This window comes from Streptomyces sp. T12 (assembly GCF_028736035.1).
In the GTDB taxonomy this organism is placed as follows: domain Bacteria; phylum Actinomycetota; class Actinomycetes; order Streptomycetales; family Streptomycetaceae; genus Streptomyces.
Map to the genome: position 1 here is coordinate 4,909,841 of NZ_CP117866.1, position 24,667 is coordinate 4,934,507.

Here is a 24,667-nt window from a genome sequence, read left to right on the forward strand (position 1 = left end):
TTCCGACCCCTGTGGCACGTTGCACATAGACATTCGCGCACGTCCGGGCGATGCCCGCCGGTTTGCCCCAACCTGCTCGTTCCCGACAACGGCACGAACGAGACAACCCGTTCGGCGCTAAGCGGGCGGCCTCCACGGGCGGCTCACCCCCGCTCCCTCACCGCCACCAGCAACGGCTCCAACGACCCCACGATGTCCGTCGCCCCCGCCTCCCTCAACAGCTTTCCCTTGCGCCCGTTACGCGCGTAGCCCAGGAACGGAACCCCGGCCTCGCGGGCAGCTTCGTAGTCCGTGGGGGTGTCGCCGATGAACAGGGCGGTGGACGGCGCCGCCCCCATCGCGGTCAGTGCGCGGTTGAGGTTGCGCGGATGGGGCTTGAGGTACTGGAGGTCCTGGGTGCGGCCGTAGATGTGGGGACCGAAGCAGGCGAGCAGATCGCGGCTGCCCAGGTAGTCGCGGACCACTCTCGGAGAGTTGTTGGTGACGATGGCCAGCCGGGACCCCACCGCCGTCAACGTGCGTATCAGAGGGTCGGCGTACGCGGTGGGCATCGCCGACCGTACGGCGAGCAGTTCCTCCTGGGTGAGACGTTCCTCCAGCTCCGTCACCAGGTCGCTGTCGGGGTGCCGACGGTCGACGGCGCGCAGTACCTCGTGGGGGTCCCCGGTCTCCCGCTCGTCCCCCGTCAGCAGACCACGCAGCCCCCGCCCTTCGAGCCACTCCACCAACTCGGTCGCCACGCGCGCCGCCGAGTGCCCGGCGAACAGCCGGCAGATCGGCCCGTCGAAGTCCCAGAGCACGACGCGGGCATGGGCGATCAGTTCCCCGAGACGCTCCGTCTGTATGGTCACCGGTTCAGTCTGCTTCGTATCAGAAGTCACTAGGAGAGTGTCAGGTCCGTCGTGATGGTTTCCCAGAGGGCGTCGAACCACTTCTGGGATTCCTCCACGAACGCCGCGTCCCGCTGGCCGGCCTGCTTGACGAAGGAGAAGAGGAGGGACTGGGAGCCGAGGGCGTCGTACATCTCCAGCGTCTGGCTCTCCCACTCCTCCTCGCGTTCGGTGAGGACGTAGTAGCCGATCAGCGCCTCGTCGCCGTTGAGCAGGTACAGCTTCACCGGCGGGGTGAAGGGCAGCGCGCGAAAGGTGACGTGGACATCGATGCCGTGGGTGGAGCGGACCGCCTGAAGGTTGTACCGCAGCACCTGCGCCTGCGCATTGCGCATCTCCAGCCAGCGCTTGTGGACCGGATCCTCGTCGTCTCCGCGCCCCTCGACCAGTACCGGAAAGGCGAGGTGGATGTCCCGGGACGGCAGCAGGATACGGACGTCGATCGACTTGGGGTGGATCGAGCCGTCGTGGATCAGGCGCAGCGGCTCACCGAGGGCCAGCATCAGGGTCTCGGAGGTGTGGCATACGACGTCCACGCGCACGTGCGGGGCCGCGAAGGCCTCCGTCAGCCGTGGCGACAGCCCGACCATCGTCGTCTGGGGGGCGCCCCTCGTGGGGGTGGGGAGGGCGATCCGCGGCGGGCTTCCCTTGCTGACGTTGGTCAGGAGCCCGTCTTCCTGGAGTGCGCGCAGGGCCTGGCGTACGGTGCCTCGCTCGACGCCGAACTCCTCGGCCAGCTCGGCCTGGGTGGGCAGGCGGTCGCCTGCCTTGAGGTCACCTACGCGGATGCGTTCCCGCAGGATGTCGGCGATCTCCTGGGGCGAGAGTCTCCTGCTGCCGTTCACTGCCACGTTCTCCTGGGTCACGACCAAACGCTACAACTCTCACCCATCTAAGGGGAGTTGTTTGTAGCTTGTTTCAAAGTAGGGGCCAAGTGGGGACAACTTAGTCAGAGTTGGCGCCAAGTTGGTTGAGTTGGCGGAAGTAATCCTTCCATCCCCAGAAGCCCGAAGGGGGAAACACAGATGCCCGTCCTCGCACTCCTCTCCGCCGTGTTCGTCGTTGGCGTCGAGCAGACCCTCCAGTGGAAGTACGGTGCCACCGGCATCATCGGCCTGCTGTTGCTCACCATAGGCATCAAGGCCAAGAGCCCTGCGGTCAGTTCGATCGGGGCCGTCGTCCTCGCCCTCCTGGTCTCGGGCCCCGCCCTGTGAGCCATGGGTACCAGGCGTGCCCCGCATGCAACGAACACACAGGTCAAACACTGTGGGAGACGATCAGCTCGTGAGCACCAGCTCCGAACTGATCGTCTCCCACAGTGCGTTGAACCACACATGCGACTGCTCCACGAACGTCATGTCCCGCAGCCCGGCCCCCTGCTCGAAGGCGAACAGCAACGACTGGATGCCCGGAGCGTCGTACATCTCCAGGTGCTGGTGGTCGATCTCCACCTCGCGGCGCGACAGTGTGTAGTACGCGAAGAGCGCCTCCGTGCCGTTGAGCAGGTACAGCTTCACCGGCGGGGTGAACGGCAGCGCGCGGAAGCTGACCTGCACATCGATGCCGTGCGTGGCGCGCAGCGCCAGCAGGTTGTGCTGGAGCACCTGGCCCTGGGCGTTGCGCTGGGTGAGCCAGCGCCGGCGCAGCTCTTCGTCGGCGTCGTCGGCCGAAGCGTCCACCGGCGTCGGGAAGGCGAGCGAGATGTCACGGCTCGGCAGCAGGATGCGGACGTCGACCTTGGCCGGTTTCAGCCGTCCGGCGTGGATCTGGCGGAGCGGTTCGCCGATGGCGAGCGTGAGGGAGACCGAGGTCAGGCACAGGGCGTCGATCTCGACGTGCGGGGCCGCGAAGGCGGCGGCGATGCGCGGGGCGAGGGCCACCATGGTGGTCTGCGGCGGGGCTCCGGGGCCGGTCAGCGCCCTGCCGAGGTCGGGTGCGACGGTCGCCGGGGCCCCTTTGGAGACATTGGTGAGCAGGTGCTCCGACTGCAGGATGCGCAGGGCCTGCCGTACCGCTCCGCGCTCGACACCGAACTCGTCGGCCAGCTTGGCCTGGGTGGGCATGCGCTGGCCGGGCCGCAACTCGCCCGAGGCGATCCGGGCGCGCAGCTCGTCGGCCACCTCCCGATGTGACTTCTGTGGCCGCTGTGAACTCTTCCGCCCATTGACGGAGACGGGTTTCGGCTCCACGGCCAAACACTACAACTTCCCGCCATCTTTGGGCAGTTCCGGGGAAGGTGGTTATAGGACGCTTCCAAGCGGTCATAAGTACAGTGAAGTTGGTCGCCAACTTAAGCAACATGGTCAAACTTTCAGAGGGTTGGCCACCAGAGTGGGTTCTGTCGACCATCGCCCCGAAGGAGACCGGCATGCCGCTCGTCTACCTCGCCGTCGCCGCACTCGCCATCGGATTCGAGCAGCTCGTCCAGTGGAAGTACGGGCCGATGGGCATCATCGCCTTCCTGGCGCTGTCCATCGGCATCAAGGCAAAGAACACCATGATCGGCGGCATCGGCGCGGTGATCCTCGTGATGCTGCTCGCCCACTAGGTCCTGTCGTCAAGGACCCGGCGACCAGGTTCGGCCGTCCGGGCTCCCTTCCGGAGGGGAGCCGGGAGCCCGGTCGGTCTGCACCAAAGGCACAGCCACAACTTCACATCGACAACCGAACAGCGAACCGCACAGCCACAACCGCATACAGACGCACAGCCCACAACCACAACTGAACAGCTCGCTACGGATGAGCAGACCCGTCGTCGGCAGAGAGGAGCGTCAGAAGATGTCCGGGCACCAAGGCCGCCTGGACGTACGCAGCAGGGCGTCGGCCACCCGGGCGGCGCCCGCTCGTTCTTCCCGCACCCGCCCCAGCGCGACGAGCCGCACCACGGACTCGTCGCCGAGCCAGAGACGGCCCAAGTCGGCTATGTCGAGGGTGAGTTCGGCGGCAGCCGTGGTCGGCGTGCAGGACGCCCCGTCCGCCGAGGCCTCCAGCAGATACCGCCCGCCGGTCAGCCCACCCGCGTCCACGACCTCCAGCACCAGCGCCCCCTGCCCCTCGTACGTGCGCGCCTCCAGCGCCCGTACGACATCCAGGATCCGCACCCACAGCCAGTCCGCCAGCGTCGTGGCCCGGGCGGCCCGCGGATCGGGCAGGTAGAGGGGCATCAGGTCGTCGGGGGCCCGCCAGCCGCTCTTCACCGTGGTGATCCAGTCGATCGAGCACAGGTAGCGCCACAGGGCGCGCTCGGCGTCCGGGGTCGTCGCGATCAGCCAGTTCACGGTCGCCGTGTTCAACGGCTGCTTGCCGTCGCCCCAGTGGTCGTCCGCCGTGTACGACACCAGCCCCTCGACCTCGCCGCCCGCCGACCGGTACACCGCGAAGAAAGGCTCGGTCCACGGGGACCTGTCCAGGCGCAGCACCCCCGTGTTGACCAGCCACCAGCGCTCGTCCCGGTCGACGGCACCCGGCTGGGCGCGCCGCACCCGCTCGAACAGCTCCGGGCCGATCTTGCGTACGTCCGCCCCGTCCACGATGTCGATACGGCCGCCGTCCTCGGGGCCGGCCCACCTCGGGTCGAGGCCGGTCCGGGGGACGTCGACGGTCCACTGGGCCGTCGACGTGGCGGGGCCGAAGCCGTAGCGGCCGTAGATCGGGTACTCCGCGGCGATCAGGGTCGCGACGACGTCCCCGCGGTCCTTCGCGGCGGCCAGGTCCTGGGCCATCATGCGGGTCAGCAGGCCACGGCGGCGGTGCGTGGGGGTGACGGTGACGTTGGAGATGGCGTCGGCGGGGACCGGGGCGCCGCCCACGGCGGTGATCTCCTGCGGGAACGACCGGAAGGTGGCGACGCAGCGACCGGCGTCGAAAGCGCCGAGGGTGCGGTCCGGGATGATGTACGACGCCCGGTCGGCGATCTCCGTCTCGGCGACGTCGGGGGTGCGCAGGAAGCCGGTGTTCAGGGCCCTGATCCAGTCGGGGATGTCGGCCTCGGCGATCGGGCGGACGTCGATGTGGGGTTCGGGACGGCTCATGGGGCCACGGTAGGCGGGCGGGAGCGGGGTGTCGCCGAATTTTCCCGGCCCCCACCCCGCCCCCGCCCCCGCCCCACCCCGCCCCTTTCTTCCACAGCCTGTGGATAAGGCCGGCCAAGCGCTGAGCCAGGGCCTAGGTCAGCAGGTCGTCCACCTGCGCCTCGCCTTCCCGGTACCGGCGCGTGATCTCCGCACTGCAGTCGTCGGCCGTCCGCTGCAACCGCTGGCGGCGCCCCGACACCTGCTGCTCGTACCGCACGAGACGCCCCATCGCGGTGTCCAGCTCGACGTCCGTACGCGCCTGGAGGTCCGACAGCTCCACCTCGGCCAGCATCTCCGCCGCCAGCCGCCGGTACTCCTCGCTCTGCGGCGTGCCCAGCGTGACATGCCGGGCCGAGGAGCGGTGGCGCGCCGGAGCGTCGGTCAGGATCTCCGACAGGCGCTCCACGACGGACGCCGCTCCCGCCGGAGAGCGCCGGGCCAGCTCCGCCCGCAGGATGTCGATGCGCCCCTGCAGCAGTCGTCGTACATAACTCAGGTCCGCCTCGTCGCGCTGGGCGTCCCGACGCAGGGTGCGCAGCTCTGGCAGGCTGAGCACGGTCAGATCGTGCTCGGGCGGTTCCACGGGCAGCCGCGGACCCGGACCAGGGCCCGGATCGTCGGCGGTGCGCTGCGTGGGCGGCCTGAGGCCGTCCAGTTGACCCGCGTGGGTCCACAGGACAGCCCCGGGCGGCTGCCCGGTACTCGGTGTGCTCATATGCCTCTACCGTCCCCTCGACCGGCTGTGGGAAGCATCGTGCCATCACAACTGGCCACTATGTGACCGAGTGCCCATGAACAGCCCCAGATGGGGGCTTAAGGATCAAAAAAGAAGCCCCTTACGAGGCACTTCCGCGCACACGGCATGATGGCGGCATGCGAGCTGTGGTGCAGAGAGTGGACGGCGCGAGTGTCGTCGTGGACGGTGAGTCGGTCGGGGAGATCGTGGGCGAGGGACTGTGCGTCCTCGTCGGGGTCACGCACGAGGACACCAAGGAGAAGGCGGCCCAACTCGCCCGCAAACTCTGGTCCATCCGCATGCTGCACGACGAGAAGTCCTGCAGCGACATCGACGCCCCGCTCCTCGTCATCAGCCAGTTCACCCTCTACGGCGACGCCCGCAAGGGCCGCCGCCCCACCTGGAACGCCGCCGCCCCCGGCGACGTGGCCGAGCCCCTCGTGGACGAGGCGGTCGCCCAACTCCGCGCCCTCGGCGCCACGGTGGCGACGGGCCGTTTCGGCGCCCAGATGCGGGTGTCCCTGACGAACGACGGCCCGTTCACCGTGCTCCTGGAGATCTAAGGCCCACGGCCTCAGGGCTCTACGACGACCTCCTGCGCCGCAGCCGTGTCCCCCGCCACCAGCGGAGCGTCCACCGGCACGTTCCGCTTGACCAGCGCGAGCGCGACGGGGCCCAGCTCGTGGTGGCGTACCGACGTCGTAATGAAACCGATCTTGCGGCCGTCGGGGCCTTCGTCCGCGAGGTGGAGCTCGGTGCCGTGGGTCGGCAGATGGACCTCGCTGCCGTCGAGGTGCAGGAAGACGAGCCGGCGCGGCGGCTTGCCGAGGTTCTGCACCCGGGCCACCGTCTCCTGGCCCCGGTAGCAGCCCTTCTGCAGATGCACCGCGCTGCCGATCCAGCCCAGCTCGTGCGGGATGGTGCGGTGGTCGGTCTCGAAGCCGAGGCGGGGGCGGTGGTGTTCGACGCGCAGTGCCTCGTACGCCAGGATCCCGGCCGCCGGGCCGGCCTTCCCCGTGTACGACTCCAGGTCGGCGCGCGGCAGGAACAGATCACGGCCGTGCGCCGTCTCGCGTACGGCGACGCCCTCGGGCACCTCGGCGATGGACCCGGCAGGCAGGTACACGACCGCGAACTCGGCGGTCCGGTCGGCGACTTCGACCTGGTAGAAGAACTTCATCGACTCCAGGTACGCGATGAGCGCCTCCTGGGTGCCGGGCTCCACATGGGCCCACACCGTCGTGCCGTCGTCGACGAGATACAGCGCGTGCTCGATGTGGCCGTGCGCGGAGAGGATCAGCGCCTCGGTGGCCTCGCCGGCCGGGAGGTCGCTGACGTGCTGGGTCAGCAGCAGATGCAGCCAGCTCAGCCGGTCCTGGCCGGTGACTGCGACGACTCCGCGGTGCGAGAGATCGACGAAACCGGTCCCGTCGGCGAGGGCGCGCTGCTCGCGGAACAGATCGCCGTAGTGGGCGGCGACGCCTTCGTCCACGCCCTCGGCGGGCACGGCGCCGGGCAGGGTCAGCAGGGGGCTCTTCATATGCCTAAGCCTACGACTCGGTAGTTGAACTCTTCAGAGAGCAGTCCTTGCAGCGACCGAAGATCGCGAAGTGCTTCATGTCGGTCTCGAAGCCGAAGGTCCGGCTCAGCTTGGCCGTGAACTCGGCGGCCACCTGGACGTCCGCCTCGATGACGTTCTCACAGTCCCGGCAGACCAGGTGGATGTGGTGGTGCCGGTCGGCGAGGTGATACGTCGGCGCACCGTGCCCGAGGTGGGCGTGACTGACCAGCCCGAGCTCCTCCAGGAGCTCCAGGGTCCGGTACACGGTGGAAATATTGACCCCCGACGCCGTCTTCCTCACTTCCACGAGGATGTCGTCGGGGGTCGCATGCTCCAGGGTGTCCACAGCTTCGAGGACAAGCTGACGCTGCGGCGTCAGCCGGTAGCCGCGCTGCCTGAGGTCGCTCTTCCAGTCGGTGCTCACCACACTGGAAGTCTAGGTCTACTTGAAGAACGCGATGCCGTCGTCCGGCATGTCGTCGGGCAGGGCCTTGGCCCAGCGCTCGACCTCCTCCGGGGTGACGACCTTCTTCAGGTGGGCCGACATGTAGGGGCGCAGCTCGACCTCGGGGGTCTGCTTCTCGCCGACCCACATCAGGTCGCTCTTGACGTAGCCGTAGAGCCGCTTGCCCCCGGTGTAGGGGCCGGAGGCGGCGGTCCGCGCCACGGCGTCCGTCACCAGGTCGATCTGCGGCTTCTTGTCGGCGAGCTCGCCGTACCAGATCTCGACGACGCCGTCGTCGCGGACCATCGTGACCTCGACCTTGCGGTCGGCGTCGATCCGCCAGAAGCCGTGCTCGGACTCCAGCGGCTTCACCTTGTTGCCGTCGTTGTCCAGCACCCAGGTGTGGGAGCGGTACTCCAGGAAGTCCCGGCCGTCGTGGATGAAGGCGACCTCCTGCCCGAAGTTGCACTTCGCGGAGCCGGGGAAGTCGTGCACACCCGCACCCGCCCAGTTGCCGAGCAGGAAGGCGAGGGGGACGAGGTCCTTGTGGAGGTCGGACGGGATCTCGATCATGAGCAGCTCAGAAGTCTCGTACGTCGGTGATGGCGGTCAGCGCTGGCCCTGGTACAGCTTCTTCACGGTCAGACCGGCGAAGGCGAGAACGCCGACGGCGACCAGGACCAGCAGGACTTCGAAGAAGATCTCCACGGGGTGCTCCTCGATTGAGCGCGGGGAATGCTTTACGTACACAGGGCCGGGCCCCAGCTTACGCGGCCGGGCACCGGCCCTCTGTGTGAGGTACGCCCTCGCGGGCGTTGACTACGATTCGGCCATGGCGAAGAAGCTCGTGATCAAGGTGACGGCGGGGGCCGATGCCCCCGAACGCTGCTCGCAGGCGTTCACGGTGGCGGCGGTGGCCGTGGCCAGCGGCGTCGATGTCTCCGTGTGGCTGACCGGCGAGTCCGCCTGGTTCGCCCTGCCGGGCCGCGCCGCCGAGTTCGAGCTCCCGCACGCGGCGCCGCTGCCCGACCTGATCGACTCCATCCTGGCGGCCGGCCGCCTCACCCTGTGCACCCAGTGCGCGGCCCGCCGGGACATCACGGAGAAGGACGTCATCGAGGGGGTCCGTATCGCGGGCGCGCAGGTGTTCGTACAGGAGGCACTCGGGGACGAGACGCAGGCGCTCGTCTACTGAACCCCCCGGCTGCCCCCACCGCTACTGGGACCGCGGGCGCTTCTTGCCGTCCAGCTCGTCCCACCACTCGTCGGACTGGGGGTCACCGGACGGGTCGTCCCACCAACGGTCCTCCGGCCCCCGTCGGTTGGCGACCATCGCGGCGAGCGGCGGGATGACCATGGCGACCACACACATGCCCACGGCCACCGGAACCGACCACAGGCGCACGACGCCCCAGGCCAGGACGAAGAGCGTGATGCAGGTCCCCATCATGGCGAAGTACAAGTGACGCCGCCGTGCGTACATGGTTCCAGGGTAGGTCGGACACGCGGGCATGCCGAAGGGCCGCACCCCAGGTGTCCAACCCGCGGGGTGCGGCCCCTCTTCGGCAGCTGTTCGGCTGCTGAGTTCGCTCAGACCGCGATCGCGACCTCGGCGAGCGCGCCCTTCTCGGCGACGACGACCGTACGGTCGGCGGTGCCGCCGGGGACGAGTGCACGGACGGTCCAGGTGCCCTCGGCCGCGTAGAAGCGGAACTGGCCCGTGGCGGAGGTGGGGACCTCCGCGGTGAACTCGCCGGTCGAGTCCAGCAGACGGACGTAGCCCGTCACCGGCTCGCCGTCGCGGGTCACCTGACCCTGGATCGTGGTCTCACCGGGCTTGATCGTCGAGGCGTCGGGGCCGCCGGCCTTCGCTCCACACATGTCTTTCTCCAAGAGGGGTCTGACCGGAAGGAAGGCCGGTCGGGATGTGCTGGTGGGGTCTTACTTGTTGGCGCCGAGCTCGATCGGCACGCCGACGAGGGAGCCGTACTCGGTCCAGGAGCCGTCGTAGTTCTTGACGTTCTCCACGCCGAGCAGCTCGTGCAGGACGAACCAGGTCAGCGCGGAGCGCTCACCGATACGGCAGTAGGCGATGGTGTCCTTCGCCAGGTCGACCTGCTCCTCGGCGTAGAGCTCCTTGAGCTCCTCGTCCGACTTGAAGGTGCCGTCGTCGTTGGCGTTCTTCGACCACGGGATGTTGCGGGCGGACGGGACGTGACCCGGACGCTGCGACTGCTCCTGCGGCAGGTGCGCGGGGGCGAGCAGCTTGCCGGAGAACTCGTCGGGCGACCGGACGTCGACCAGGTTCTGCGAGCCGATCGCGGCGACGACGTCGTCACGGAAGGCACGGATGGACTTGTCCTGCGGCTTGGCCTTGTAGTCGGTCGCCGGGCGCTGCGGGACCTCCTCGACCAGCTCGCGGGCGTCCAGCTCCCACTTCTTGCGGCCGCCGTCGAGGAGCTTGACGTTGTCGTGGCCGTAGAGCTTGAAGTACCAGTAGGCGTACGACGCGAACCAGTTGTTGTTGCCGCCGTAGAGGATCACCAGGGTGTCGTTGCCGATGCCCTTCGCCGACAGGAGCTTCTCGAAGCCCTCCTGGTCGATGAAGTCACGGCGGACCGGGTCCTGCAGGTCCTTGGTCCAGTCGATGCGGATCGCGTTCTTGATGTGGTTCTTCTCGTAGGCGGACGTGTCTTCGTCCACCTCCACGATCGCGATGTTGGGGTCGTCCAGGTTTTCCTGGACCCAGTCGGCGTCGACGAGGACGTCGCTGCGGCTCATGCTCTTCTCTCCTCCGGGGCAGTTGCGGCGGGGCGTGCGAGTGCGAGGGGGTGCGCGCGCTCGTGCCGAGACGGCGCACCTGTGCCCTGGTCAGGGCGCGGGGAAACGCAGAAGTCGGAGCTTCCGCTCAGAAGGGGCGACAGAGCATGGCGGCAACGCGGCACAGGTCTACTGCCCGCCGCTTCGTGAGATCCGCCTGTCGCTTCATGGCCACGATCGTAGGGACGGACAGGCGGGCGTGTCACCGGCGTGTCGCATGCTGAGACAGGAATGTCCGGGATACGGGATCGAGCCCTCGCCGAGGGCGCCTTCGCGCGGCTCCCGGGCCGATGTATCGGCGGTCACATCTACGGTACGGACGACGCCGTCTCGCCAGTCGGACACCCGGGTGTTGGGGATCGGGTTCGGTGGCCGTACTACCCGGCCAGGCGGACGTTCGAACCCCGCACCGTGATCTCGACGCCGTTCTTCGCCGCCTGGACCTTGTCGAGCTGGATGCCGCCGGGGAGGCCGTCGATCTTCTGCTCGAAGTCGGTGATGGCGCGGGCCCGGGCCTCGGCGATGGCGGCGCCGCCGAAGTTCGGCAGGGTGTCGGCGTGCACCTTCACGGTGTCGCCCTGGGTGGTGACCGAGCTCAGGACGTAGACCGGCTCGGGCAGCTTGGTGCCGAGGACGGTGGCCTCGACGGCGACCTTGATCTTGCCGTTGCCGCCGTCGGAGAGGCCGATGACGCTGGCGGTCACGCCGGGGGCGACCTGTGTGGGCTCGGACTTGGCGGTCTTCAGCAGCTCGGCGTAGGTGATCGACGCGGTGCCGGTGGCGGTGGCCGCGGTGGCGGAGCTGTAGTCGCCGGAGAAGTCGACGCCCTTCATGTTCGCCGTGAGGTCGTCGATGCGGATCGTCTTGCCGTCGGTGCCGGTGGCGGCCTCGTAGTCCTTGATGCCGACCTCGACGTCGTCCAGCGTGCCGCTGGCGACCTGGGTCAGGAAGGGGAAGCCCTTGATGGACACGTCCGGGGCCGCGTCGAGGTTCTCGGTGGTCTGGAGCTTTCCGGCGGCCTCGTCCTCCGCGAACCCGACGGCGAGCCGGTCGGCCAGCACGAAGAGGCCGCCGAGTATCACGACGACGATCAGCAGTATCCGAAGGGCGCGCATGTTGTGGTGTTCCCCCACCTCGGCGGTCGTGACCGACGCCGGCCACTGACGGCCGGGTGGCCGTCCAGCGCGAGGGTAACCCTGCGGGCGGGGTTGACCGGCGGATTGTCGATCATCTGTGACAGGGGGTGGAGGGGGGATCGGGCCAGGAGGCCGGGCTCAGGCCAGCGCCCGGCCCAGCACGTACACCGCCGGTGCCGCGGCCGCCAGCGGCAGGGCGACGCCCGCCGTGAAGTGCACGAACCGGGACGGGTAGTCGTAACTGGCCACGCGGTGGCCGATCAGCGCGCACACCGCCGCACCCGCACCGAGCAGCGCCCCACCGGACCCCACCCCGGTCATCGCACCGACGACAACCCCCGCTCCCGCCGCCGCGAGCAACGAGACGACCACGGAAACCGGCGTCGGCAACGGCAGCGCCCGCGCCAGGACCGCGACCGCGACCGCCACCGCGCCCACCGTCACCGCGTCCGCCTCCGCCGCGAGGTACCCGGCCGCGACGATCGACAGCGCCGCCGAGGCGACCGTCGCCATCAGCCCGTACATCCGCTCGTCCGGGTCGGCATGCGAACGGAGCTGCAGGACCAGGGACAGCAGCACCCAGACCCCCAGCGTGCCGAGGATCGCCGCCGGCGCGCGGTCGGACGCCAACAGCGCCACGTCCGCCGTCACCGCGCCCGCGAAGGCCAGCGCGATGCCCTGCCGGGCCGGCCACATGCCGTTCAGCCGGAACCAGCCCGCCGCCGTCACCGCCTGAAGGGCGACGAGGGGCACGAGGAGGGCGTACGACCCGATCGCCGCCGTGGCCGAGAGGAGCAGCCCCAGCAGCGCCGTGAGCGCGGCCGGCTGAATCCCCGGCTCGATGATCGGGGAGCGGCCCTCCAGACGGGCCCGCTGGGCGTCGGTGATACGGGCGTTGCCGGCGAGGGTCGCGGGGCCGTAGCCGGCGCCGCTGCCGTCGCCCGCCTGTGCGGCCTGTGCGGCCGCAGCATCCGCGTCGGGCTCGGGAGCCTGAGTCCGCGTCCGGTTCTGCGACTGCGCAGGTGACTGGAACTGGGGCTGAGCGTGGGGGTGTGCCTGGGCGTGGGGCTGGGGCTGAGCGTGGGCCTGCTGCTGCCGGCCCTGGGCCTGCGGCCCGCCGTTCCAGCCCCCGGCCTGGTACCCGGACGGGTCCCCGCCCCGGTACTCCGAAGCAGCCGCCCCCTGGGACGGCAGATACGACGTCTCCTCCGCCGAGGCCGGCGCGACCGGCGGCTGCACCTGCGTCTCCCAGGTCTGCCCCTGCCACTGCTGCGTGTACTGCTGGGCGGCCTGTGGATCGTCGTACGCCTGCTGCCCGGGCCATCCCTGCGGCGCGGGCTGCTGGGCGGGCTGCTGATACGGGTCGTACCCGTCGTACCCGTCGTACCCCTGATACGGCTGGTCGGTCATCGTCACCCTCCTGCGAACGGCGGGAGCACCTCGACCGTGCCGCCGTCGGCCAGCCGTACCGTCTCATGTTCGCGGGTGCCCACGGGGTCACCGTCGACAAGGAACGAGCATCGCTGCAGGACGCGCACGAGTTCACCGGGGTGTCGCTCGCGGGCGGCGTCGAGCGCCTCGGCGAGCGTGGCCGCGTCGAACGGCTCCTCGGCGATCCCGGCCGCGGCCTTCGCGGCGGCCCAGTAGCGCACCGTGACCTTTGGCATGCGGTTCCTCTGTCGGTCGGCTGTGTACCCCGTCAGGCTAGCCCGCCCCACCGACAGCCCAGTCCCCGATCCGGCCCAGCAGCTCGTCGGCGGCCGCGTGCTCGGCGTGCCCCATCCCCTGCTCCAGCCAGAGTTCGCCGTGGTCACCGGCCGCCCCGGCCAGCATGCGGGGGTGGTCGAGGGGGAAGTAGCCGTCCCGGTCGCCGTGCACGATCAGCAACGGCGTGGGCGCGATGAGCGCCGCCGCCTCGACGGGGGACATCGGCACCGGGTCCCACTCCCGGTGGTGGATCCGCGTCCGGAATCCGTAACGGCCCACCAGGCGGCCCTCGGGCCGGGTCACCAGCCAGTGGAGCTTGCGCATGGGAGCCGTACCCCGGTAGTACCAGCGGGCCGGCGCGCTCACCGAAACCACCGCATCCGTGTGCGCCCCTGCGCCCCCCTCGCGCTCCTCGCGCCCTGATCCGTCCGGGCGGCGGTACAGCGCCGCGTGCCGCAACACCACCGAGCCCCCCATGGAGAAGCCGACGGTCGCCACGCGCGCGTGCCCGAGTTCGCGGGCCCATCGCACCGCGGCCGCCAGGTCGAGCACCTCGCGGTCGCCGACCGTCGAACGGCCGCCCGATGCTCCGTGGCCCCGGAAGGAGAAGGTGACGACGGCCCCGTGCCGGGTGAAGGCCTCCGCCACCCGTCGCACATGCGGCTTGTCCGCGTCGCCGGTGAAGCCGTGGGCCACGACGAACGCCAGGTCACCGGCAGGTGGACGGGAGGCGTCGTATACGACCGCACCCGGGTCGTATACGGAATCGATCGTCACCCCGTCGTCAGTGTGCAGAAACGTCCGCAAAGGTGTACGTCTGGTTGTCTCAGAGTGCGGACGAACCGTCGATCGTGCCACATGACCTGCCGGACCGTTGCTCATGTGGGCTATTCTGCTGGGCAGAGGACTCGGGCAGCGTAGCCCCCGGGTCCTTTTGTGCTTTCGGAAGCGTTGTATACGACGCGGGAAACCTCAGGTGACCGCAGGTGTACGGGGCCTTCGGGATCGCAGAGCAGTTCCGCACCGCACACGTCCTCGCAGGGACCGAGGAGGAACCAGACGTATGAGTTCTCTGCTGCTCCTGACCAACGCCCTCCAGCCATCGACGGAGGTGCTCCCCGCCCTGGGTCTGCTGCTGCACAACGTGCGCGTGGCTCCGGCGGAAGGCCCCGCCCTCGTCGACACCCCGGGTGCCGACGCCATCCTCATCGACGGCCGGCGTGACCTGCCTCAGGTCCGCAGCCTCTGCCAGCTGCTGCGCTCGACCGGCCCCGGCTGTCCGCTCATCCTCGTCGTGACCGAGGGCGGCCTCGCCGCCGTCACCGCCGACTGGGGTATCGACGACGTCCTGCTGGACACCGCCGGCCCCGCCGAGGTCGAGGCGCGGCTGCGGCTCGCCATGGGCCGCCAGCAGATCGTCAACGACGACTCCCCGATGGAGATCCGCAACGGCGACCTGTCGGTCGACGAGGCGACGTACAGCGCCAAGCTCAAGGGCCGGGTCCTCGACCTCACCTTCAAGGAGTTCGAACTCCTGAAGTACCTCGCCCAGCACCCGGGCCGCGTCTTCACGCGCGCGCAGCTGCTCCAGGAGGTCTGGGGCTACGACTACTTCGGTGGCACCCGGACCGTCGACGTCCACGTACGACGACTGCGCGCCAAGCTCGGCCCCGAGCACGAGTCACTCATCGGGACCGTCCGGAACGTCGGTTATCGATTCGTTACCCCCGAGAAGATCGACCGTGCCGCCGAGGAAGCCAAGGCCAAGGCTGACCGGTCAAAGTCGGCGGATGCGGACGAGACGGCCGTCCTGGACGACGCCGAAGTGCGGGCCGAGGCATAGAAAGGCACAGCGGACGCTCGGGCGGGGCGTCATCGGCGTTGCTTTCGCACAGCTCGGTGACAGCCGGGCGACAGGGAAGCTCCTTCACGCCCTGCCCAGAGCTGGTCCATCCGCGTAGACTCCGCGCGTGGCCAAGGTGACTCGCGATGACGTGGCGCGGCTGGCAGGGACTTCCACTGCCGTCGTCAGTTACGTCATCAACAACGGACCCCGGCCGGTTGCCCCGGCCACGCGCGAGCGTGTCCTCGCCGCGATCAAGGAACTGGGGTACCGGCCCGACCGGGTCGCCCAGGCGATGGCCTCGCGGCGCACGGATCTCATAGGCCTGATCGTGCCGGACGCGCGCCAGCCCTTCTTCGGGGAGATGGCGCACGCGGTCGAGTGGGCCGCCGCCGAGCGCGGAAAGATGGTCCTCGTCGGCAACTCCGACTACGTCGGCGAGCGCGAGGTCCACTATCTGCGGGCGTTCCTGGGGATGCGGGTCTCGGGGCTCATCCTGGTCTCCCACGCTCTGAACGACCTGGCCGCCGCCGAGATCGAGGCCTGGGACGCCCGGGTCGTCCTCCTCCACGAGCGGCCGGAGGCCATCGACGACGTCGCCGTCGTCACCGACGACCTGGGCGGCGCCCAGCTCGCCGTACGCCACCTGCTGGAGCACGGCTACGAGTACGTCGCCTGTGTGGGCGGCACCGCCGAGACCCCGGCGGTCGGCGACCCGGTCTCCGACCACGTCGAGGGCTGGCGGCGCGCGATGGCCGAGGCCGGGATCCCGACGGAGGGGCGGCTGTTCGAGGCGCCGTACAACCGCTACGACGCGTATCGCGTAGCGCTCGACATCCTGTCCGGGCCCAACCGCCCGCCCGCGATCTTCTGCTCCACCGACGACCAGGCGATCGGCGTGCTGCGGGCGGCGCGGGAGCTGCGGATCGATGTACCGGGGGAGCTGGCGGTCGCCGGGTTCGACGACATCAAGGAGGCGGCGCTGGCGGATCCGCCGCTGACGACGATCGCGTCCGACCGGTCGGCGATGGCGCGGGCCGCCGTGGATCTCGTCCTCGATGACGGACTGCGGGTTGCCGGGTCGCGGCGTGAGCGGTTGAAGGTGTTTCCGTCGCGCTTGGTGGTACGGCGGTCCTGCGGCTGCAAGTGAGGGCCGGGCCAGCTTTTATGAAGCCTGTCTGAGAGGCCTCACCAAGCCGCGAGAACGGTCTTTACATCGGGCATACGACCTTCTGCCGGGCTTCTCAGGGAGCACTCAGGAAGCTCTCATGGTCGGGCGACAAGCTCATTGTCATGACCGAGAGCTTCCGCCGCGACGGCGAGTACGAGCAGTACACGAACCCCCACCAGGGCGCCCAGCAGCACGCCTCCTCCCCCGTGAACCCCGAGTGGCCGCCCCCGCCGGCGTACCAGCCGGCCGCACAGGCCGATGCCGGGGCCGGTACCGGCGTCCCTGCCGGCGGAGCCCCCACCGCTCTCCTCACCGAGCCCGTCGCCCAGCCGCCGAAGACGCGGCGCCGCCCCCGCGGCCCGGTCGCGCTGCTCGCCGCCGTGGCGATCGTCGCCGCGGCGATCGGCGGCGGCACGGCGTACGGCATCCAGGAGCTGACCGGCAACGACACCGTCGCCACCACCAGCTCCACCAGCACCAACGTCGTCCCCTCCAGCCAGAAGGGCACGGTCTCCGGCGTCGCCAAGGCGGTCAGCCCCAGCATCGTCGAGATCAACGCGACCTCGAACGCCGGATCCTCCACCGGCTCGGGCGTGATCATCACCAGTGACGGCGAGATCGTCACCAACAACCACGTCGTCTCCGGCGCCTCGTCGATCAAGGTGCGGACCAGCGACGGCAAGCAGTACACCGCCGAGGTCGTAGGCACCGACAGCAGCAAGGACCTCGCGCTGATCAAGCTGCAGAACGCCTCCGGGCTCACGGTGGCCACCCTCGGCGACTCCTCCGGCGTCCAGGTCGGCGACCAGGTCGTGGCGATCGGCTCCCCCGAGGGCCTGACCGGCACGGTCACCAGCGGCATCGTGTCCGCGCTCAACCGGGACGTGACCGTCTCGACGGACGAGAGCCAGGGCCAGCAGCAACAGCAGCAGGGCGGCGGCGGGTGGCCGTTCGAGTTCGGCGGTCAGCAGTTCAACGGCGACACCGGTTCGTCGACGACGACGTACAAGGCACTCCAGACGGATGCGTCCCTGAACCCCGGCAACTCCGGCGGCGCGCTGATCGACATGAACGGCAACATCATCGGCATCAACTCCGCGATGTACTCGGCCTCCGGCTCGGGTTCGTCCGACGCGGGCAGCGTGGGCCTCGGCTTCGCCATCCCGATCAACACCGTCAAGTCCGACCTGGCGAAGCTGCGGGCCGGCTCCACCGACTGAACCACACTCGCCACACGCCAGAGGGAGTACGTCATGATCCAGCAGGTTGAGCACACCGCTACCCGCGTCGGTCCCGCCGACCTCGCCCTGGCCCTCGCGGTCGCCGACGCCCTGCACACGCCGACGGCCCCGTCCCGGGCTCCGGAGCTGGCGACCGCCGGTCTTGGCGCAGGCCACAGGGCCGCCGCGGCCCGCGGCCGCCGCCGTACCGTACGAGGCTGAGAAGGCCGAGAATCGTGCGAGGCTGAAGGCACCGAGCCGCTCAGCCCCCTGCCCCCACCACACCGAGGATCCCGAGCCCATGAGCCCCGCCGATGGCGACCGTGACCCCCAGCGCATCCTGATCGTCGATGACGAGCCGGCGGTGCGTGAAGCACTCCAGCGCAGCCTCGCCTTCGAGGGGTACGACACCGAGGTCGCGGTCGACGGCGCCGACGCCCTGGAGAAGGCGACGGCCTACCGGCCCGACCTGGTGGTCCTGGACATCCAGATGCCCCGCATGGACGGCCTGACCGCCGCCCGCCGCATCCGTGGCGCCGGCGACACGACGCCGATCCTCATGCTGACGGCCCGCGACACGGTCGGCGACCGCGTGACGGGACTGGATGCCGGGGCCGACGACTACCTGGTCAAGCCCTTCGAACTGGACGAACTCTTCGCCCGGGTCCGCGCCCTGCTGCGACGCAGCTCCTACGCAGCGGCGGCCGGTGCGGGTGCGGTGGAGGACGACGAGGCACTGACCTTCGCCGACCTGCGCATGGACCTCGCGACGCGCGAGGTGACGCGGGGTGGGCGGCCGGTGGAGCTGACCCGTACGGAGTTCACGCTGCTGGAGATGTTCATGGCGCATCCGCGCCAGGTGCTGACGCGGGAGCAGATCCTGAAGGCCGTGTGGGGCTTCGACTTCGAGCCGTCGTCGAACTCGCTGGACGTGTACGTCATGTACCTGCGCCGCAAGACCGAGGCGGGCGGCGAGCCGAGGCTCGTGCACACGGTTCGGGGTGTGGGGTATGTGCTGCGGCAGGGCGGGGCGGAGTGAACAGGGTTCTACGCCGGTACCGATCGCTGCCCATTCGGTCGCGGCTGGCGCTGTTGGTGGCGGCGGCGGTGGCCTTTGCGGTGGCTGCGGTTTCGGTGACGTGTTGGTTCATCGTGCAGGGGCGGCTGGACGACCAGGTGAACGACGACCTGGAGCAGGCCCGGATGAAGCCCGGGCAGTGGATCGAGATGCAGAATGCGCTCAGCAACTGCACTCAGTCCCCGGAGAGCGCGAAACCCTTCCGGAACCTGTACTCGCAGGTCGTCAAGGCGGACGGAACCCCCTGCGTCACCGAGGACTCCATCGGCGCGGTCAAGGTCACCCAGGCCGACAAGGACGTGATCAAGAACGGGATGTCCAGCCGGGGCATCATCCGCGACGGCACAGCGGACGACGGTACGCCGGTGCGCGTGATGACCGTGCCGCAGCTCGCCCAGAACACCGGCACGGGAGAGCAGACCTACGTCGCCATCACCATTGCGGTATCGCTGGAGGGCACCAAGTCCACCCTCAACGATCTCGCCCTGATCCTTCTCCTCGTCTCGGGCATCGGAGTGATCGGCGCCGGAGCCGCCGGACTCGCGGTCGCCCGGGCCGGCCTCCGCCCCGTCGATAAACTCACCGACGCCGTGGAACACGTCGCCCGCACCGAGGACCTCAACATCCGCATCCCGGTCGAGGACGACTCCGAGGACGAGGTGGCCCGGCTCTCCCGTTCCTTCAACTCCATGACCTCCGCGCTCGCCAGCTCCCGCGAGCTCCAGCAGCAGCTCATCGCCGACGCCGGCCACGAACTGCGCACCCCCCTCACCTCCCTGCGCACCAACATCGAACTCCTCACCCGCAGCGAGGAGACCGGCCGCCCGATCCCCGAGGCCGACCGCAAGGCGCTGCTCGCCTCGGTGAAGGCGCAGATGACCGAACTGGCCTCCCTGATTGGCGACTTGCAGGAGCTGTCTCGCTCCGAGGGCCAGCGGGGCGAACGCGTCCAGGTGATCTCGCTGGAGGAAACGGTCGAGTCCGCCCTGCGCCGGGCCCGGCTGCGCGGCCCGGAGCTGACGATCACCGCCGACCTGCAGCCCTGGTACGTACGGGGTGAACCGGCCGCCCTCGAACGCGCTGTGGTCAACATCCTCGACAACGCGGTGAAGTTCAGCCCCGAGGGCGGCGCGATCGAGGTCGCCCTGAACGACGGCGTCCTCACCATCCGCGACCACGGCCCCGGCATCCCCGCCGACGAACTCCCCCACGTCTTCGACCGCTTCTGGCGCTCCCCGTCGGCACGCGCGTTGCCCGGCTCCGGTCTGGGTCTGTCGATCGTTGCCCGGACCGTGGAGCAGGCGGGCGGCCAGGTCATGCTGGCCCGTGCAGACGGCGGCGGTACGGTGGCGACGGTACGGCTGCCGGGTGCTGACACGCCGCCGCCCGGCTCACCGTGACCGCTGGCCACGGCCGCACGTTCCTGTCAGTAGCGGTCTCGACCTGCCACTTGTCCGGGAATCACCCGGAAACGCCGTACGAAAAGATGCTTTTTCTCGATGCGGCGATGGGGGCTAGGCTCGCGGCGATCTTGCCACCCCCCTCACAGAAGGACTCGCATGAATCGCCCGCTTGCTCTCACAGTCAGCGCCTTGTCCGTCATGTCATTGTGCGGCATAGGCCTAATAGGTTCAGCCTCGAAGGCCGAAGCTGCCGACTTCCGGCTCGGCTTCTGGCTGTACGAGCATGACGACTTCGAAGCCAAAGACTGGGGGATGCTCTACCCCAGCACCCGCTGCTACAACGTGCCCGCCTCCATGAACAACAAGGCGAGTTCCATGAACAACCGCACCGACTACGCCGTTTACTTCTATGACAAGAAGGACTGCAAGGGCACGGCTGGCTACGCAGCAGCCCCGGACAGCGTGGACAAGGACCTGACGAACAACGGGTTCGACAACAAGACGTCCTCGGTCAAGGTCGTAAGAGTGAATCCTTGAGTTAGCTGAAGGCCGTTATCGAGATCCCGTCCGGTCGTGTCGACCTGGCGGGATCTTGCGGCTTTCGAGGGACCGCGTCGGGATGATCAACGAGGCGCCCGTATTCCTCGACCGCGCGGGCGGCGGCGTCCTCGGCGCCCCGGAAGAAGGCGCCGACTGGGTCGACGCGGAGCGCTTCGAGCGGCTGGCGCCAGGGCTGGAGGGTGGCGTCCCGCCATGTGGTGTAGCGGATCAAGGCGCCGGAATCCACAGGTCATCGCGGCATTGGCGCGGTTCGGAGCCGCGCATTGCGCTGACGGCAGGTCAGCCGCTCCGCAACTTGAGAGCCGTGTCCCATGGAATGGCCGACGCGCGCCTTAGCGGAACGCATCGAGCAAGATCGCTTACACCACGAAGCGGGACACGACCGGCTGGAGGCATTCTTCCTGGAGCGGCTGGCCACTGCGGAGGAATACCTACGGCTCGCGCTGATCGACGACAACCTGGTGGAGTACGACGACTGGCTGACGCTGCTGCGCCGGGCCGGTCTCACGGGCTGAACCGCCGACGCGGTCTGAACCCGGCGGCGACCTAGGCTCCCTGCCAGAAGATCTCTTCCACCACGATCTGAGGGTCTTCGGTACGGGGCACGAAGACGTACTTCAGCCAGCCGATTCCTTCGTCGAAAAAGAGGATGTGGCGGCCCTTGGGATCAGTGGACCGGTCGGGCCTGACCTTCATTCCATCCGGAAGTTCGGCATCCGTCTCAATACCGCGGAAATACGGGTCCTTCGCCGTAACCAGCTCGGCACGCGCGGCGTAGACCATCTCCCGTACATGCACAGGCAGCTCTTCGAGGCCAGCGCGTGCATCAAGCCGCCAGTCCATCTGCCACGGCGGCCCAATGAACCCGTCAGTCACTCGCCGGGCTCCAGGTCTCGCACGCGGTAGCGAATCTTCGCCGCCTCTTCCAGGCATGCCCTCGCCTCGGCGATGTCGGTGGAGTCCACGGCACGGCGTTCGAGATCGAGCACGTGCGCGTCCAGCTGGGGGTCACGGGCGATGGCGTACTCACCCCACCAACGGGCCATGAAGGCAGGCACGGGGCCAAGATTGAATGCGTCGGCGATGGCCCATTTCCAGTGCTCATCGAAGTCGGGGAGGAGCTGGGGGGCATGCAGGGCGATGGCCTCACGCAGCGCCTTCGGAGTCCGCTCGGGCATGGGGGGGACGACGGGACCGGGTTCCGCAGCGTGGGCAGCCATGATCGATGTCCTCCTTCGACTCGCCGTGTCTACGACCATAACCGCCTCGTACTCCATGGATCAGTCGTTCGTGTCGGGGTCACGAGATCCAGCGTGCAGGCGGGGCGCCTCGAACATCAGGACTTCGGGCATATGTCATCCGAATGTGCGCGGACACGTCTCTCGCTTGACAGCCGCGACCTCGACGCAGTTGTTGTCTCCCCCGTCGCTGTAGCTCGACTTGCGCCATGCAGCGGCGCTGAGATCGGGGGTCACGAGGAGCCCTTCACGTCGTGCACGAACGCGGACCAGGACGACGCGCCAAAGACGAGGACGCCACCGTGAGGGACCTTGCTGTCGCGGACCGGGACGACGCCGGCGTAGCCGTCGGCAACCTCGACGCAGTTGTTGGCTCCCCCTTCGCTGTAGCTCGACTTGCGCCAGTCAGCGGTGCTGAGATCGGGGGTGTGCTTCATGACTTGTGCTCCTCCAGTACGTCCCTGATGAACGTCAGCGAGTCCGACGGGGACAGCGCCAGATCCCGAAGCCGATCGTAGGACAAGCGGCGCCGTAGAACGCTGTCCGGTTCTTCGATCAGCCGACTGCAACCGTTGCCCTCCGTGTAGGCAACGCCACTGCCGTCCTTCTGCCACAGCAGGGTCAGCGATCCGTCCATATGGTGATGGACTCCGGCGGCGAAGGGCAGTACCTGAAGCGTCACGTTCGACCGCATCGCGACGGTCTCGATGTGAAGCAACTGCTCCTCCCAGGTCTTGGGGAGGGCCGCGGGACGCCGGAACGCGGTCTCATCCACGATGATGCGGACGCTCGGCTCCGGCTTCTGCCGCAACAGATATTGCCGTCCGATACGAGCCGCCACCTGTTCCTCGACCCACTCGTCGTCCTCCAGTGTTGTCTGGGGCCCAGACAACACCTCCCGGGCGAAGTCCTCGGTCTGCAGGAGTCCCGGCACACCCGGCGTGAACATCCACATGATCCGTGCCGTCGCCTCCAGTTCCATGAACCGCTTGAACTGGTCCATGAACGCGTCCAGCCGCGCCGCGTTCCAGTGCCGAACCAGCAGGTCACCGGCCCCGTAATACCCGTCCAGGTCCTCCATGACCGTCACCTTGGACAGCCGCTCCCCGGACTCCAGCCGACTCAGATAGCTCTTGTCGTACCCGGTGTCATCGGCCAGCTGCCCCAGCGTCTTACCCGCCTTCTCCCGAAGGAACTTCAGCGTCCGCCCCAGCACAGCACGCCCCGACTCCCGCTCTCCGTCAACGACTTCGCCCACGTCACCCCTCCCCGTTGCCTGGCGCGCCAGACAACACCAAACCTCTTCCGCAGCGTACGCCGCACCTGTGACGATCGAGGCACGAACGGTAATCACCGCTCGTCAGACCCCTGTCATGCCAAGACCCCCGCGACCGATGCAGCTCGGTCCGGGGGCGTGGCCGACGCTTACAAGGAGCGCCGACATGCGCGAACGTACCGCCCGGCTCATCGAATCGCTACTGCTCGCACTCGTTCGAGCGTTACTGCCGCCCCAGGGACGCCACCGAGCAGCCCCGCCGCCCCAACCCCCTTTCTCCCAACGGCCGTTGGCGACTCAGCCCCGCCACCCCACCCACGTGTGCCCCTGCGAGCGCGAACGGATCCTGCAACGCCGCCGCGCTCACTGGATCGCCGCCTACGGCAACCAGGAGGTCTCCGCATGAGCGTCACCGAAGAGCCATCGGCACCGGACAGCTGCGAACTCCGCCTCCTCCCCTGGACCGCCCCCGACGGCAAACCCTGCTACCTCAGCACGGACAACCACGACAGCAGGCTCTCCCGCCTCGCCGACGACGTGGAGGCGACCCAACTGGGCTCGGGGGATCACGTACTCGTCGGCGCCAGAGCCGTCCTCGCCGACGCCAAGGCAGGCGAGTACGCGGTCCGCTTCGCGCTCACTCGCGCCACGGAGTCCCTGGAGGACGTACTCCGTATCGCGGTCAGCCGAGGTGAACGCATCGAGGCGGGTGACAGGTGACACGCTCATCCATCGCCACCGGACACCTCTCGCGTTCTACCGTGGACCTCCGGCCACCACGTCTCACCCCAGCCGGAGAAGAGGAACCGATCATGGCCCATGAGGTGGATCCCCACTCCTGCGAGAGAACCCCCGAGGCGATCCGCGCGGCCCTGCAGCGCCGTCCGGACTGGCTGCAGGCTTTCGAGCAGGACTGGCTCAGCGCGGCGGCCGACTTCGATCAGGCGGCGCTCGACGCCGTGACCGAAAAGTGGTTCCCCTTCGCCTGCGCCTGCGCCACGCCCGGCTATCTGGACGAGGTGGAGCAGACCGTCAAGAGGGTGACCGAGGGCGACACCGAAGGCATGGTGTTCCGCGACGCGGAGGGCAACGCCTACGACGCCGACAATCGGCCCATTGACGCAGGTAGGTGTGGGTGAGCGCCTATGCGATCAGGTATGCCGAACGAGCGGCTCAGCGGAAGGCGGCGCTGAACCCGTCCCAGCGCGCGTCCCTGGACGATCTTGAGAAGCGGCTCAGCCTCAACCCCTTCGGCCCGCCCGCGATCAGCAACCGAGACAACAGCTGGTCAGCTGCATTCGCAGGCGGCTTCATCACCTACATCGTGTCCAACCGCCATGTCGTGATCAACGTCGTCGACCTGGTCGTCCTCTGATCGCTCCGAGGCACCCTCGGACCCCGCCCCCACCCACTCAGGGTCGGCCGATCGGCCGAGGGGCGGCCAGGGGAGCAGGCAGGACCCGGCCTTTCGGCCGAGGCGCATCAAAGGCGAGGGACGCGACAGTTGGTG

General features: G+C 68.9%; 36 protein-coding genes. 15 read left to right on the top strand and 21 right to left on the bottom strand.

Features of this window, described 5'->3' with window-relative positions; genetic code table 11:
• Positions 1–143 precede the first annotated feature (143 nt).
• Positions 144–881, bottom strand: coding sequence for an HAD family hydrolase (locus PBV52_RS21935; RefSeq protein ID WP_274240443.1), 738 nt, complete (start codon positions 879–881; stop codon positions 144–146).
• Entirely contained in the window at positions 881–1,762 is an 882-nt protein-coding gene (locus tag PBV52_RS21940) for a winged helix-turn-helix domain-containing protein (RefSeq protein WP_274240444.1), read from the bottom strand. The genes PBV52_RS21935 and PBV52_RS21940 overlap by 1 nt, the downstream gene beginning before the upstream one ends.
• A 153-nt stretch (positions 1,763–1,915) precedes the next feature.
• Between PBV52_RS21940 and PBV52_RS21945 the strand changes: the two genes are divergently transcribed.
• Positions 1,916–2,104, top strand: a complete 189-nt coding sequence (locus PBV52_RS21945; RefSeq protein WP_128432251.1) for a hypothetical protein — start codon at positions 1,916–1,918, stop codon at positions 2,102–2,104.
• Positions 2,105–2,167: 63 nt separating this feature from the next.
• On the opposite strand, the gene PBV52_RS21950 is transcribed toward PBV52_RS21945, so the two are convergent.
• Positions 2,168–3,010 (bottom strand): winged helix-turn-helix domain-containing protein, encoded by an 843-nt coding sequence (locus PBV52_RS21950; protein WP_373921894.1) that lies wholly within the window; start codon positions 3,008–3,010, stop codon positions 2,168–2,170.
• A 248-nt stretch (positions 3,011–3,258) separates the two neighbouring features.
• Here PBV52_RS21950 and PBV52_RS21955 point away from each other — a divergent pair, with 248 nt between their 5' ends.
• Entirely contained in the window at positions 3,259–3,438 is a 180-nt protein-coding gene (locus PBV52_RS21955) for a hypothetical protein (protein WP_062701807.1), read from the top strand.
• 222 nt (positions 3,439–3,660) lie between these two features.
• Here the strand turns inward: PBV52_RS21955 and PBV52_RS21960 are convergent, their stop codons facing one another.
• Together PBV52_RS21960 and PBV52_RS21965 are read right to left on the bottom strand one after the other, a co-directional pair.
• Positions 3,661–4,920 (bottom strand): GNAT family N-acetyltransferase, encoded by a 1,260-nt coding sequence (locus PBV52_RS21960; protein WP_274240446.1) that lies wholly within the window; start codon positions 4,918–4,920, stop codon positions 3,661–3,663.
• A 133-nt stretch (positions 4,921–5,053) separates the two neighbouring features.
• Positions 5,054–5,677 carry an aerial mycelium formation protein gene (locus tag PBV52_RS21965; RefSeq protein WP_274240447.1) on the bottom strand — a complete coding sequence of 208 codons (624 nt, stop codon included), beginning with the start codon at positions 5,675–5,677 and terminating at the stop codon, positions 5,054–5,056.
• 158 nt (positions 5,678–5,835) lie between these two features.
• Between PBV52_RS21965 and dtd the strand changes: the two genes are divergently transcribed.
• Positions 5,836–6,261, top strand: coding sequence for a D-aminoacyl-tRNA deacylase (dtd, locus tag PBV52_RS21970; protein ID WP_274240449.1), 426 nt, complete (start codon positions 5,836–5,838; stop codon positions 6,259–6,261).
• 11 nt (positions 6,262–6,272) lie between these two features.
• Here the strand turns inward: dtd and PBV52_RS21975 are convergent, their stop codons facing one another.
• The 3 genes from PBV52_RS21975 to PBV52_RS21985 are packed head-to-tail and all read right to left on the bottom strand — an operon-like array spanning position 6,273 to position 8,277.
• Positions 6,273–7,238, bottom strand: a complete 966-nt coding sequence (locus PBV52_RS21975; RefSeq protein ID WP_274240451.1) for a folate-binding protein YgfZ — start codon at positions 7,236–7,238, stop codon at positions 6,273–6,275.
• Between the two features lie 10 nt (positions 7,239–7,248).
• Positions 7,249–7,686 carry a Fur family transcriptional regulator gene (locus tag PBV52_RS21980; protein ID WP_062710955.1) on the bottom strand — a complete coding sequence of 146 codons (438 nt, stop codon included), beginning with the start codon at positions 7,684–7,686 and terminating at the stop codon, positions 7,249–7,251.
• Positions 7,687–7,701: 15 nt separating this feature from the next.
• Positions 7,702–8,277, bottom strand: coding sequence for an FABP family protein (locus PBV52_RS21985; protein WP_274240453.1), 576 nt, complete (start codon positions 8,275–8,277; stop codon positions 7,702–7,704).
• A 259-nt stretch (positions 8,278–8,536) separates the two neighbouring features.
• On the opposite strand from PBV52_RS21985, the gene PBV52_RS21990 reads away from it, so the two are divergent.
• Positions 8,537–8,899: a DsrE family protein gene (locus PBV52_RS21990; RefSeq protein WP_128432277.1), complete on the top strand. Its 363-nt coding sequence runs from the start codon at positions 8,537–8,539 to the stop codon at positions 8,897–8,899.
• 21 nt (positions 8,900–8,920) lie between these two features.
• On the opposite strand, the gene PBV52_RS21995 is transcribed toward PBV52_RS21990, so the two are convergent.
• The 8 genes from PBV52_RS21995 to PBV52_RS22025 all read right to left on the bottom strand — a co-directional run bounded on the left by PBV52_RS21995 (position 8,921) and on the right by PBV52_RS22025 (position 14,249).
• Complete coding sequence (locus PBV52_RS21995; protein WP_128432279.1) at positions 8,921–9,187, bottom strand: DUF3099 domain-containing protein; 267 nt, start codon at positions 9,185–9,187, stop codon at positions 8,921–8,923.
• A gap of 107 nt (positions 9,188–9,294) precedes the next feature.
• Positions 9,295–9,585 (bottom strand): DUF1416 domain-containing protein, encoded by a 291-nt coding sequence (locus PBV52_RS22000; RefSeq protein WP_043502058.1) that lies wholly within the window; start codon positions 9,583–9,585, stop codon positions 9,295–9,297.
• 60 nt (positions 9,586–9,645) lie between these two features.
• Positions 9,646–10,485, bottom strand: a complete 840-nt coding sequence (locus tag PBV52_RS22005) for a sulfurtransferase (protein ID WP_274240455.1) — start codon at positions 10,483–10,485, stop codon at positions 9,646–9,648.
• Between the two features lie 127 nt (positions 10,486–10,612).
• Entirely contained in the window at positions 10,613–10,693 is an 81-nt protein-coding gene (locus PBV52_RS51780) for an Ms5788A family Cys-rich leader peptide (RefSeq protein WP_350751515.1), read from the bottom strand.
• A 208-nt stretch (positions 10,694–10,901) separates the two neighbouring features.
• The gene (locus tag PBV52_RS22010; RefSeq protein WP_274240457.1) at positions 10,902–11,639 is read right to left on the bottom strand and encodes a DUF2993 domain-containing protein; all 738 of its coding nucleotides are present in this window, start codon (positions 11,637–11,639) and stop codon (positions 10,902–10,904) included.
• A 159-nt stretch (positions 11,640–11,798) separates the two neighbouring features.
• Positions 11,799–13,070, bottom strand: coding sequence for a hypothetical protein (locus tag PBV52_RS22015; RefSeq protein ID WP_274240460.1), 1,272 nt, complete (start codon positions 13,068–13,070; stop codon positions 11,799–11,801).
• Between the two features lie 2 nt (positions 13,071–13,072).
• On the bottom strand, positions 13,073–13,327 hold the full coding sequence (locus PBV52_RS22020) for a MoaD/ThiS family protein (protein WP_030052141.1): 255 nt from the start codon (positions 13,325–13,327) through the stop codon (positions 13,073–13,075).
• A 37-nt stretch (positions 13,328–13,364) separates the two neighbouring features.
• On the bottom strand, positions 13,365–14,249 hold the full coding sequence (locus tag PBV52_RS22025) for an alpha/beta hydrolase (RefSeq protein WP_274240461.1): 885 nt from the start codon (positions 14,247–14,249) through the stop codon (positions 13,365–13,367).
• A gap of 181 nt (positions 14,250–14,430) precedes the next feature.
• Here PBV52_RS22025 and PBV52_RS22030 point away from each other — a divergent pair, with 181 nt between their 5' ends.
• From PBV52_RS22030 to PBV52_RS22065, 8 genes are all read left to right on the top strand, one after another.
• Positions 14,431–15,210, top strand: a complete 780-nt coding sequence (locus tag PBV52_RS22030) for a response regulator transcription factor (protein WP_128432287.1) — start codon at positions 14,431–14,433, stop codon at positions 15,208–15,210.
• Positions 15,211–15,337: 127 nt separating this feature from the next.
• Positions 15,338–16,360 (top strand): LacI family DNA-binding transcriptional regulator, encoded by a 1,023-nt coding sequence (locus tag PBV52_RS22035; RefSeq protein ID WP_274240464.1) that lies wholly within the window; start codon positions 15,338–15,340, stop codon positions 16,358–16,360.
• A 143-nt stretch (positions 16,361–16,503) separates the two neighbouring features.
• The gene (locus PBV52_RS22040; RefSeq protein WP_274240466.1) at positions 16,504–17,601 is read left to right on the top strand and encodes a S1C family serine protease; all 1,098 of its coding nucleotides are present in this window, start codon (positions 16,504–16,506) and stop codon (positions 17,599–17,601) included.
• Positions 17,602–17,634: 33 nt separating this feature from the next.
• Entirely contained in the window at positions 17,635–17,823 is a 189-nt protein-coding gene (locus PBV52_RS22045; protein ID WP_274240467.1) for a hypothetical protein, read from the top strand.
• Between the two features lie 79 nt (positions 17,824–17,902).
• Entirely contained in the window at positions 17,903–18,640 is a 738-nt protein-coding gene (locus PBV52_RS22050) for a response regulator transcription factor (protein WP_062723819.1), read from the top strand.
• A complete protein-coding gene (locus PBV52_RS22055) occupies positions 18,637–20,079 on the top strand; it encodes a HAMP domain-containing sensor histidine kinase (protein ID WP_274240470.1) in 1,443 nt (480 codons plus the stop codon). Before PBV52_RS22050 ends, PBV52_RS22055 begins: the two co-directional genes overlap by 4 nt.
• 159 nt (positions 20,080–20,238) lie before the next feature.
• Positions 20,239–20,619, top strand: coding sequence for a peptidase inhibitor family I36 protein (locus PBV52_RS22060; protein ID WP_274240472.1), 381 nt, complete (start codon positions 20,239–20,241; stop codon positions 20,617–20,619).
• 335 nt (positions 20,620–20,954) lie between these two features.
• Positions 20,955–21,158: a hypothetical protein gene (locus tag PBV52_RS22065; protein ID WP_274240473.1), complete on the top strand. Its 204-nt coding sequence runs from the start codon at positions 20,955–20,957 to the stop codon at positions 21,156–21,158.
• A 31-nt stretch (positions 21,159–21,189) separates the two neighbouring features.
• On the opposite strand, the gene PBV52_RS22070 is transcribed toward PBV52_RS22065, so the two are convergent.
• The 5 genes from PBV52_RS22070 to PBV52_RS22090 all read right to left on the bottom strand — a co-directional run bounded on the left by PBV52_RS22070 (position 21,190) and on the right by PBV52_RS22090 (position 23,139).
• On the bottom strand, positions 21,190–21,519 hold the full coding sequence (locus tag PBV52_RS22070) for a hypothetical protein (RefSeq protein WP_274240475.1): 330 nt from the start codon (positions 21,517–21,519) through the stop codon (positions 21,190–21,192).
• Complete coding sequence (locus PBV52_RS22075; protein ID WP_274240477.1) at positions 21,516–21,863, bottom strand: DUF6247 family protein; 348 nt, start codon at positions 21,861–21,863, stop codon at positions 21,516–21,518. The genes PBV52_RS22070 and PBV52_RS22075 overlap by 4 nt, the downstream gene beginning before the upstream one ends.
• 135 nt (positions 21,864–21,998) lie before the next feature.
• Complete coding sequence (locus tag PBV52_RS22080; RefSeq protein WP_346283450.1) at positions 21,999–22,118, bottom strand: DUF397 domain-containing protein; 120 nt, start codon at positions 22,116–22,118, stop codon at positions 21,999–22,001.
• Complete coding sequence (locus PBV52_RS22085) at positions 22,115–22,318, bottom strand: DUF397 domain-containing protein (protein ID WP_274240479.1); 204 nt, start codon at positions 22,316–22,318, stop codon at positions 22,115–22,117. Before PBV52_RS22085 ends, PBV52_RS22080 begins: the two co-directional genes overlap by 4 nt.
• Positions 22,315–23,139 (bottom strand): helix-turn-helix transcriptional regulator, encoded by an 825-nt coding sequence (locus tag PBV52_RS22090; RefSeq protein WP_274240482.1) that lies wholly within the window; start codon positions 23,137–23,139, stop codon positions 22,315–22,317. The genes PBV52_RS22085 and PBV52_RS22090 overlap by 4 nt, the downstream gene beginning before the upstream one ends.
• A gap of 420 nt (positions 23,140–23,559) precedes the next feature.
• Between PBV52_RS22090 and PBV52_RS22095 the strand changes: the two genes are divergently transcribed.
• The 3 genes from PBV52_RS22095 to PBV52_RS22105 all read left to right on the top strand — a co-directional run bounded on the left by PBV52_RS22095 (position 23,560) and on the right by PBV52_RS22105 (position 24,532).
• Entirely contained in the window at positions 23,560–23,877 is a 318-nt protein-coding gene (locus PBV52_RS22095) for a hypothetical protein (protein WP_274240484.1), read from the top strand.
• Between the two features lie 92 nt (positions 23,878–23,969).
• Positions 23,970–24,296, top strand: a complete 327-nt coding sequence (locus PBV52_RS22100) for a DUF6247 family protein (protein ID WP_274240486.1) — start codon at positions 23,970–23,972, stop codon at positions 24,294–24,296.
• Entirely contained in the window at positions 24,293–24,532 is a 240-nt protein-coding gene (locus tag PBV52_RS22105; protein ID WP_274240488.1) for a hypothetical protein, read from the top strand. The genes PBV52_RS22100 and PBV52_RS22105 overlap by 4 nt, the downstream gene beginning before the upstream one ends.
• The last annotated feature ends 135 nt before the right edge of the window (positions 24,533–24,667 follow it).

Coding starts and splice junctions, on each gene's coding strand:
- PBV52_RS22095 (WP_274240484.1), top strand. CDS start 23,560: ATGAGCGTCACCGAAGAGCCATCGGCACCGGACAGCTGCGAACTCCGC.
- PBV52_RS22005 (WP_274240455.1), bottom strand. CDS start 10,485: ATGAGCCGCAGCGACGTCCTCGTCGACGCCGACTGGGTCCAGGAAAAC.
- PBV52_RS22045 (WP_274240467.1), top strand. CDS start 17,635: ATGATCCAGCAGGTTGAGCACACCGCTACCCGCGTCGGTCCCGCCGAC.
- PBV52_RS21945 (WP_128432251.1), top strand. CDS start 1,916: ATGCCCGTCCTCGCACTCCTCTCCGCCGTGTTCGTCGTTGGCGTCGAG.
- PBV52_RS22060 (WP_274240472.1), top strand. CDS start 20,239: ATGAATCGCCCGCTTGCTCTCACAGTCAGCGCCTTGTCCGTCATGTCA.
- PBV52_RS22085 (WP_274240479.1), bottom strand. CDS start 22,318: ATGAAGCACACCCCCGATCTCAGCACCGCTGACTGGCGCAAGTCGAGC.
- PBV52_RS22075 (WP_274240477.1), bottom strand. CDS start 21,863: ATGGCTGCCCACGCTGCGGAACCCGGTCCCGTCGTCCCCCCCATGCCC.
- PBV52_RS22000 (WP_043502058.1), bottom strand. CDS start 9,585: ATGTGTGGAGCGAAGGCCGGCGGCCCCGACGCCTCGACGATCAAGCCC.
- PBV52_RS21965 (WP_274240447.1), bottom strand. CDS start 5,677: ATGAGCACACCGAGTACCGGGCAGCCGCCCGGGGCTGTCCTGTGGACC.
- PBV52_RS21955 (WP_062701807.1), top strand. CDS start 3,259: ATGCCGCTCGTCTACCTCGCCGTCGCCGCACTCGCCATCGGATTCGAG.
- PBV52_RS21975 (WP_274240451.1), bottom strand. CDS start 7,238: ATGAAGAGCCCCCTGCTGACCCTGCCCGGCGCCGTGCCCGCCGAGGGC.
- PBV52_RS22100 (WP_274240486.1), top strand. CDS start 23,970: ATGGCCCATGAGGTGGATCCCCACTCCTGCGAGAGAACCCCCGAGGCG.
- PBV52_RS51780 (WP_350751515.1), bottom strand. CDS start 10,693: ATGAAGCGACAGGCGGATCTCACGAAGCGGCGGGCAGTAGACCTGTGC.
- PBV52_RS21990 (WP_128432277.1), top strand. CDS start 8,537: ATGGCGAAGAAGCTCGTGATCAAGGTGACGGCGGGGGCCGATGCCCCC.
- PBV52_RS22065 (WP_274240473.1), top strand. CDS start 20,955: ATGGAATGGCCGACGCGCGCCTTAGCGGAACGCATCGAGCAAGATCGC.
- PBV52_RS22050 (WP_062723819.1), top strand. CDS start 17,903: ATGAGCCCCGCCGATGGCGACCGTGACCCCCAGCGCATCCTGATCGTC.
- PBV52_RS21995 (WP_128432279.1), bottom strand. CDS start 9,187: ATGTACGCACGGCGGCGTCACTTGTACTTCGCCATGATGGGGACCTGC.
- PBV52_RS22015 (WP_274240460.1), bottom strand. CDS start 13,070: ATGACCGACCAGCCGTATCAGGGGTACGACGGGTACGACGGGTACGAC.
- PBV52_RS22030 (WP_128432287.1), top strand. CDS start 14,431: ATGAGTTCTCTGCTGCTCCTGACCAACGCCCTCCAGCCATCGACGGAG.
- PBV52_RS21985 (WP_274240453.1), bottom strand. CDS start 8,277: ATGATCGAGATCCCGTCCGACCTCCACAAGGACCTCGTCCCCCTCGCC.
- PBV52_RS22025 (WP_274240461.1), bottom strand. CDS start 14,249: ATGAGCAACGGTCCGGCAGGTCATGTGGCACGATCGACGGTTCGTCCG.
- PBV52_RS22010 (WP_274240457.1), bottom strand. CDS start 11,639: ATGCGCGCCCTTCGGATACTGCTGATCGTCGTCGTGATACTCGGCGGC.
- PBV52_RS21960 (WP_274240446.1), bottom strand. CDS start 4,920: ATGAGCCGTCCCGAACCCCACATCGACGTCCGCCCGATCGCCGAGGCC.
- PBV52_RS22020 (WP_030052141.1), bottom strand. CDS start 13,327: ATGCCAAAGGTCACGGTGCGCTACTGGGCCGCCGCGAAGGCCGCGGCC.
- dtd (WP_274240449.1), top strand. CDS start 5,836: ATGCGAGCTGTGGTGCAGAGAGTGGACGGCGCGAGTGTCGTCGTGGAC.
- PBV52_RS22040 (WP_274240466.1), top strand. CDS start 16,504: ATGACCGAGAGCTTCCGCCGCGACGGCGAGTACGAGCAGTACACGAAC.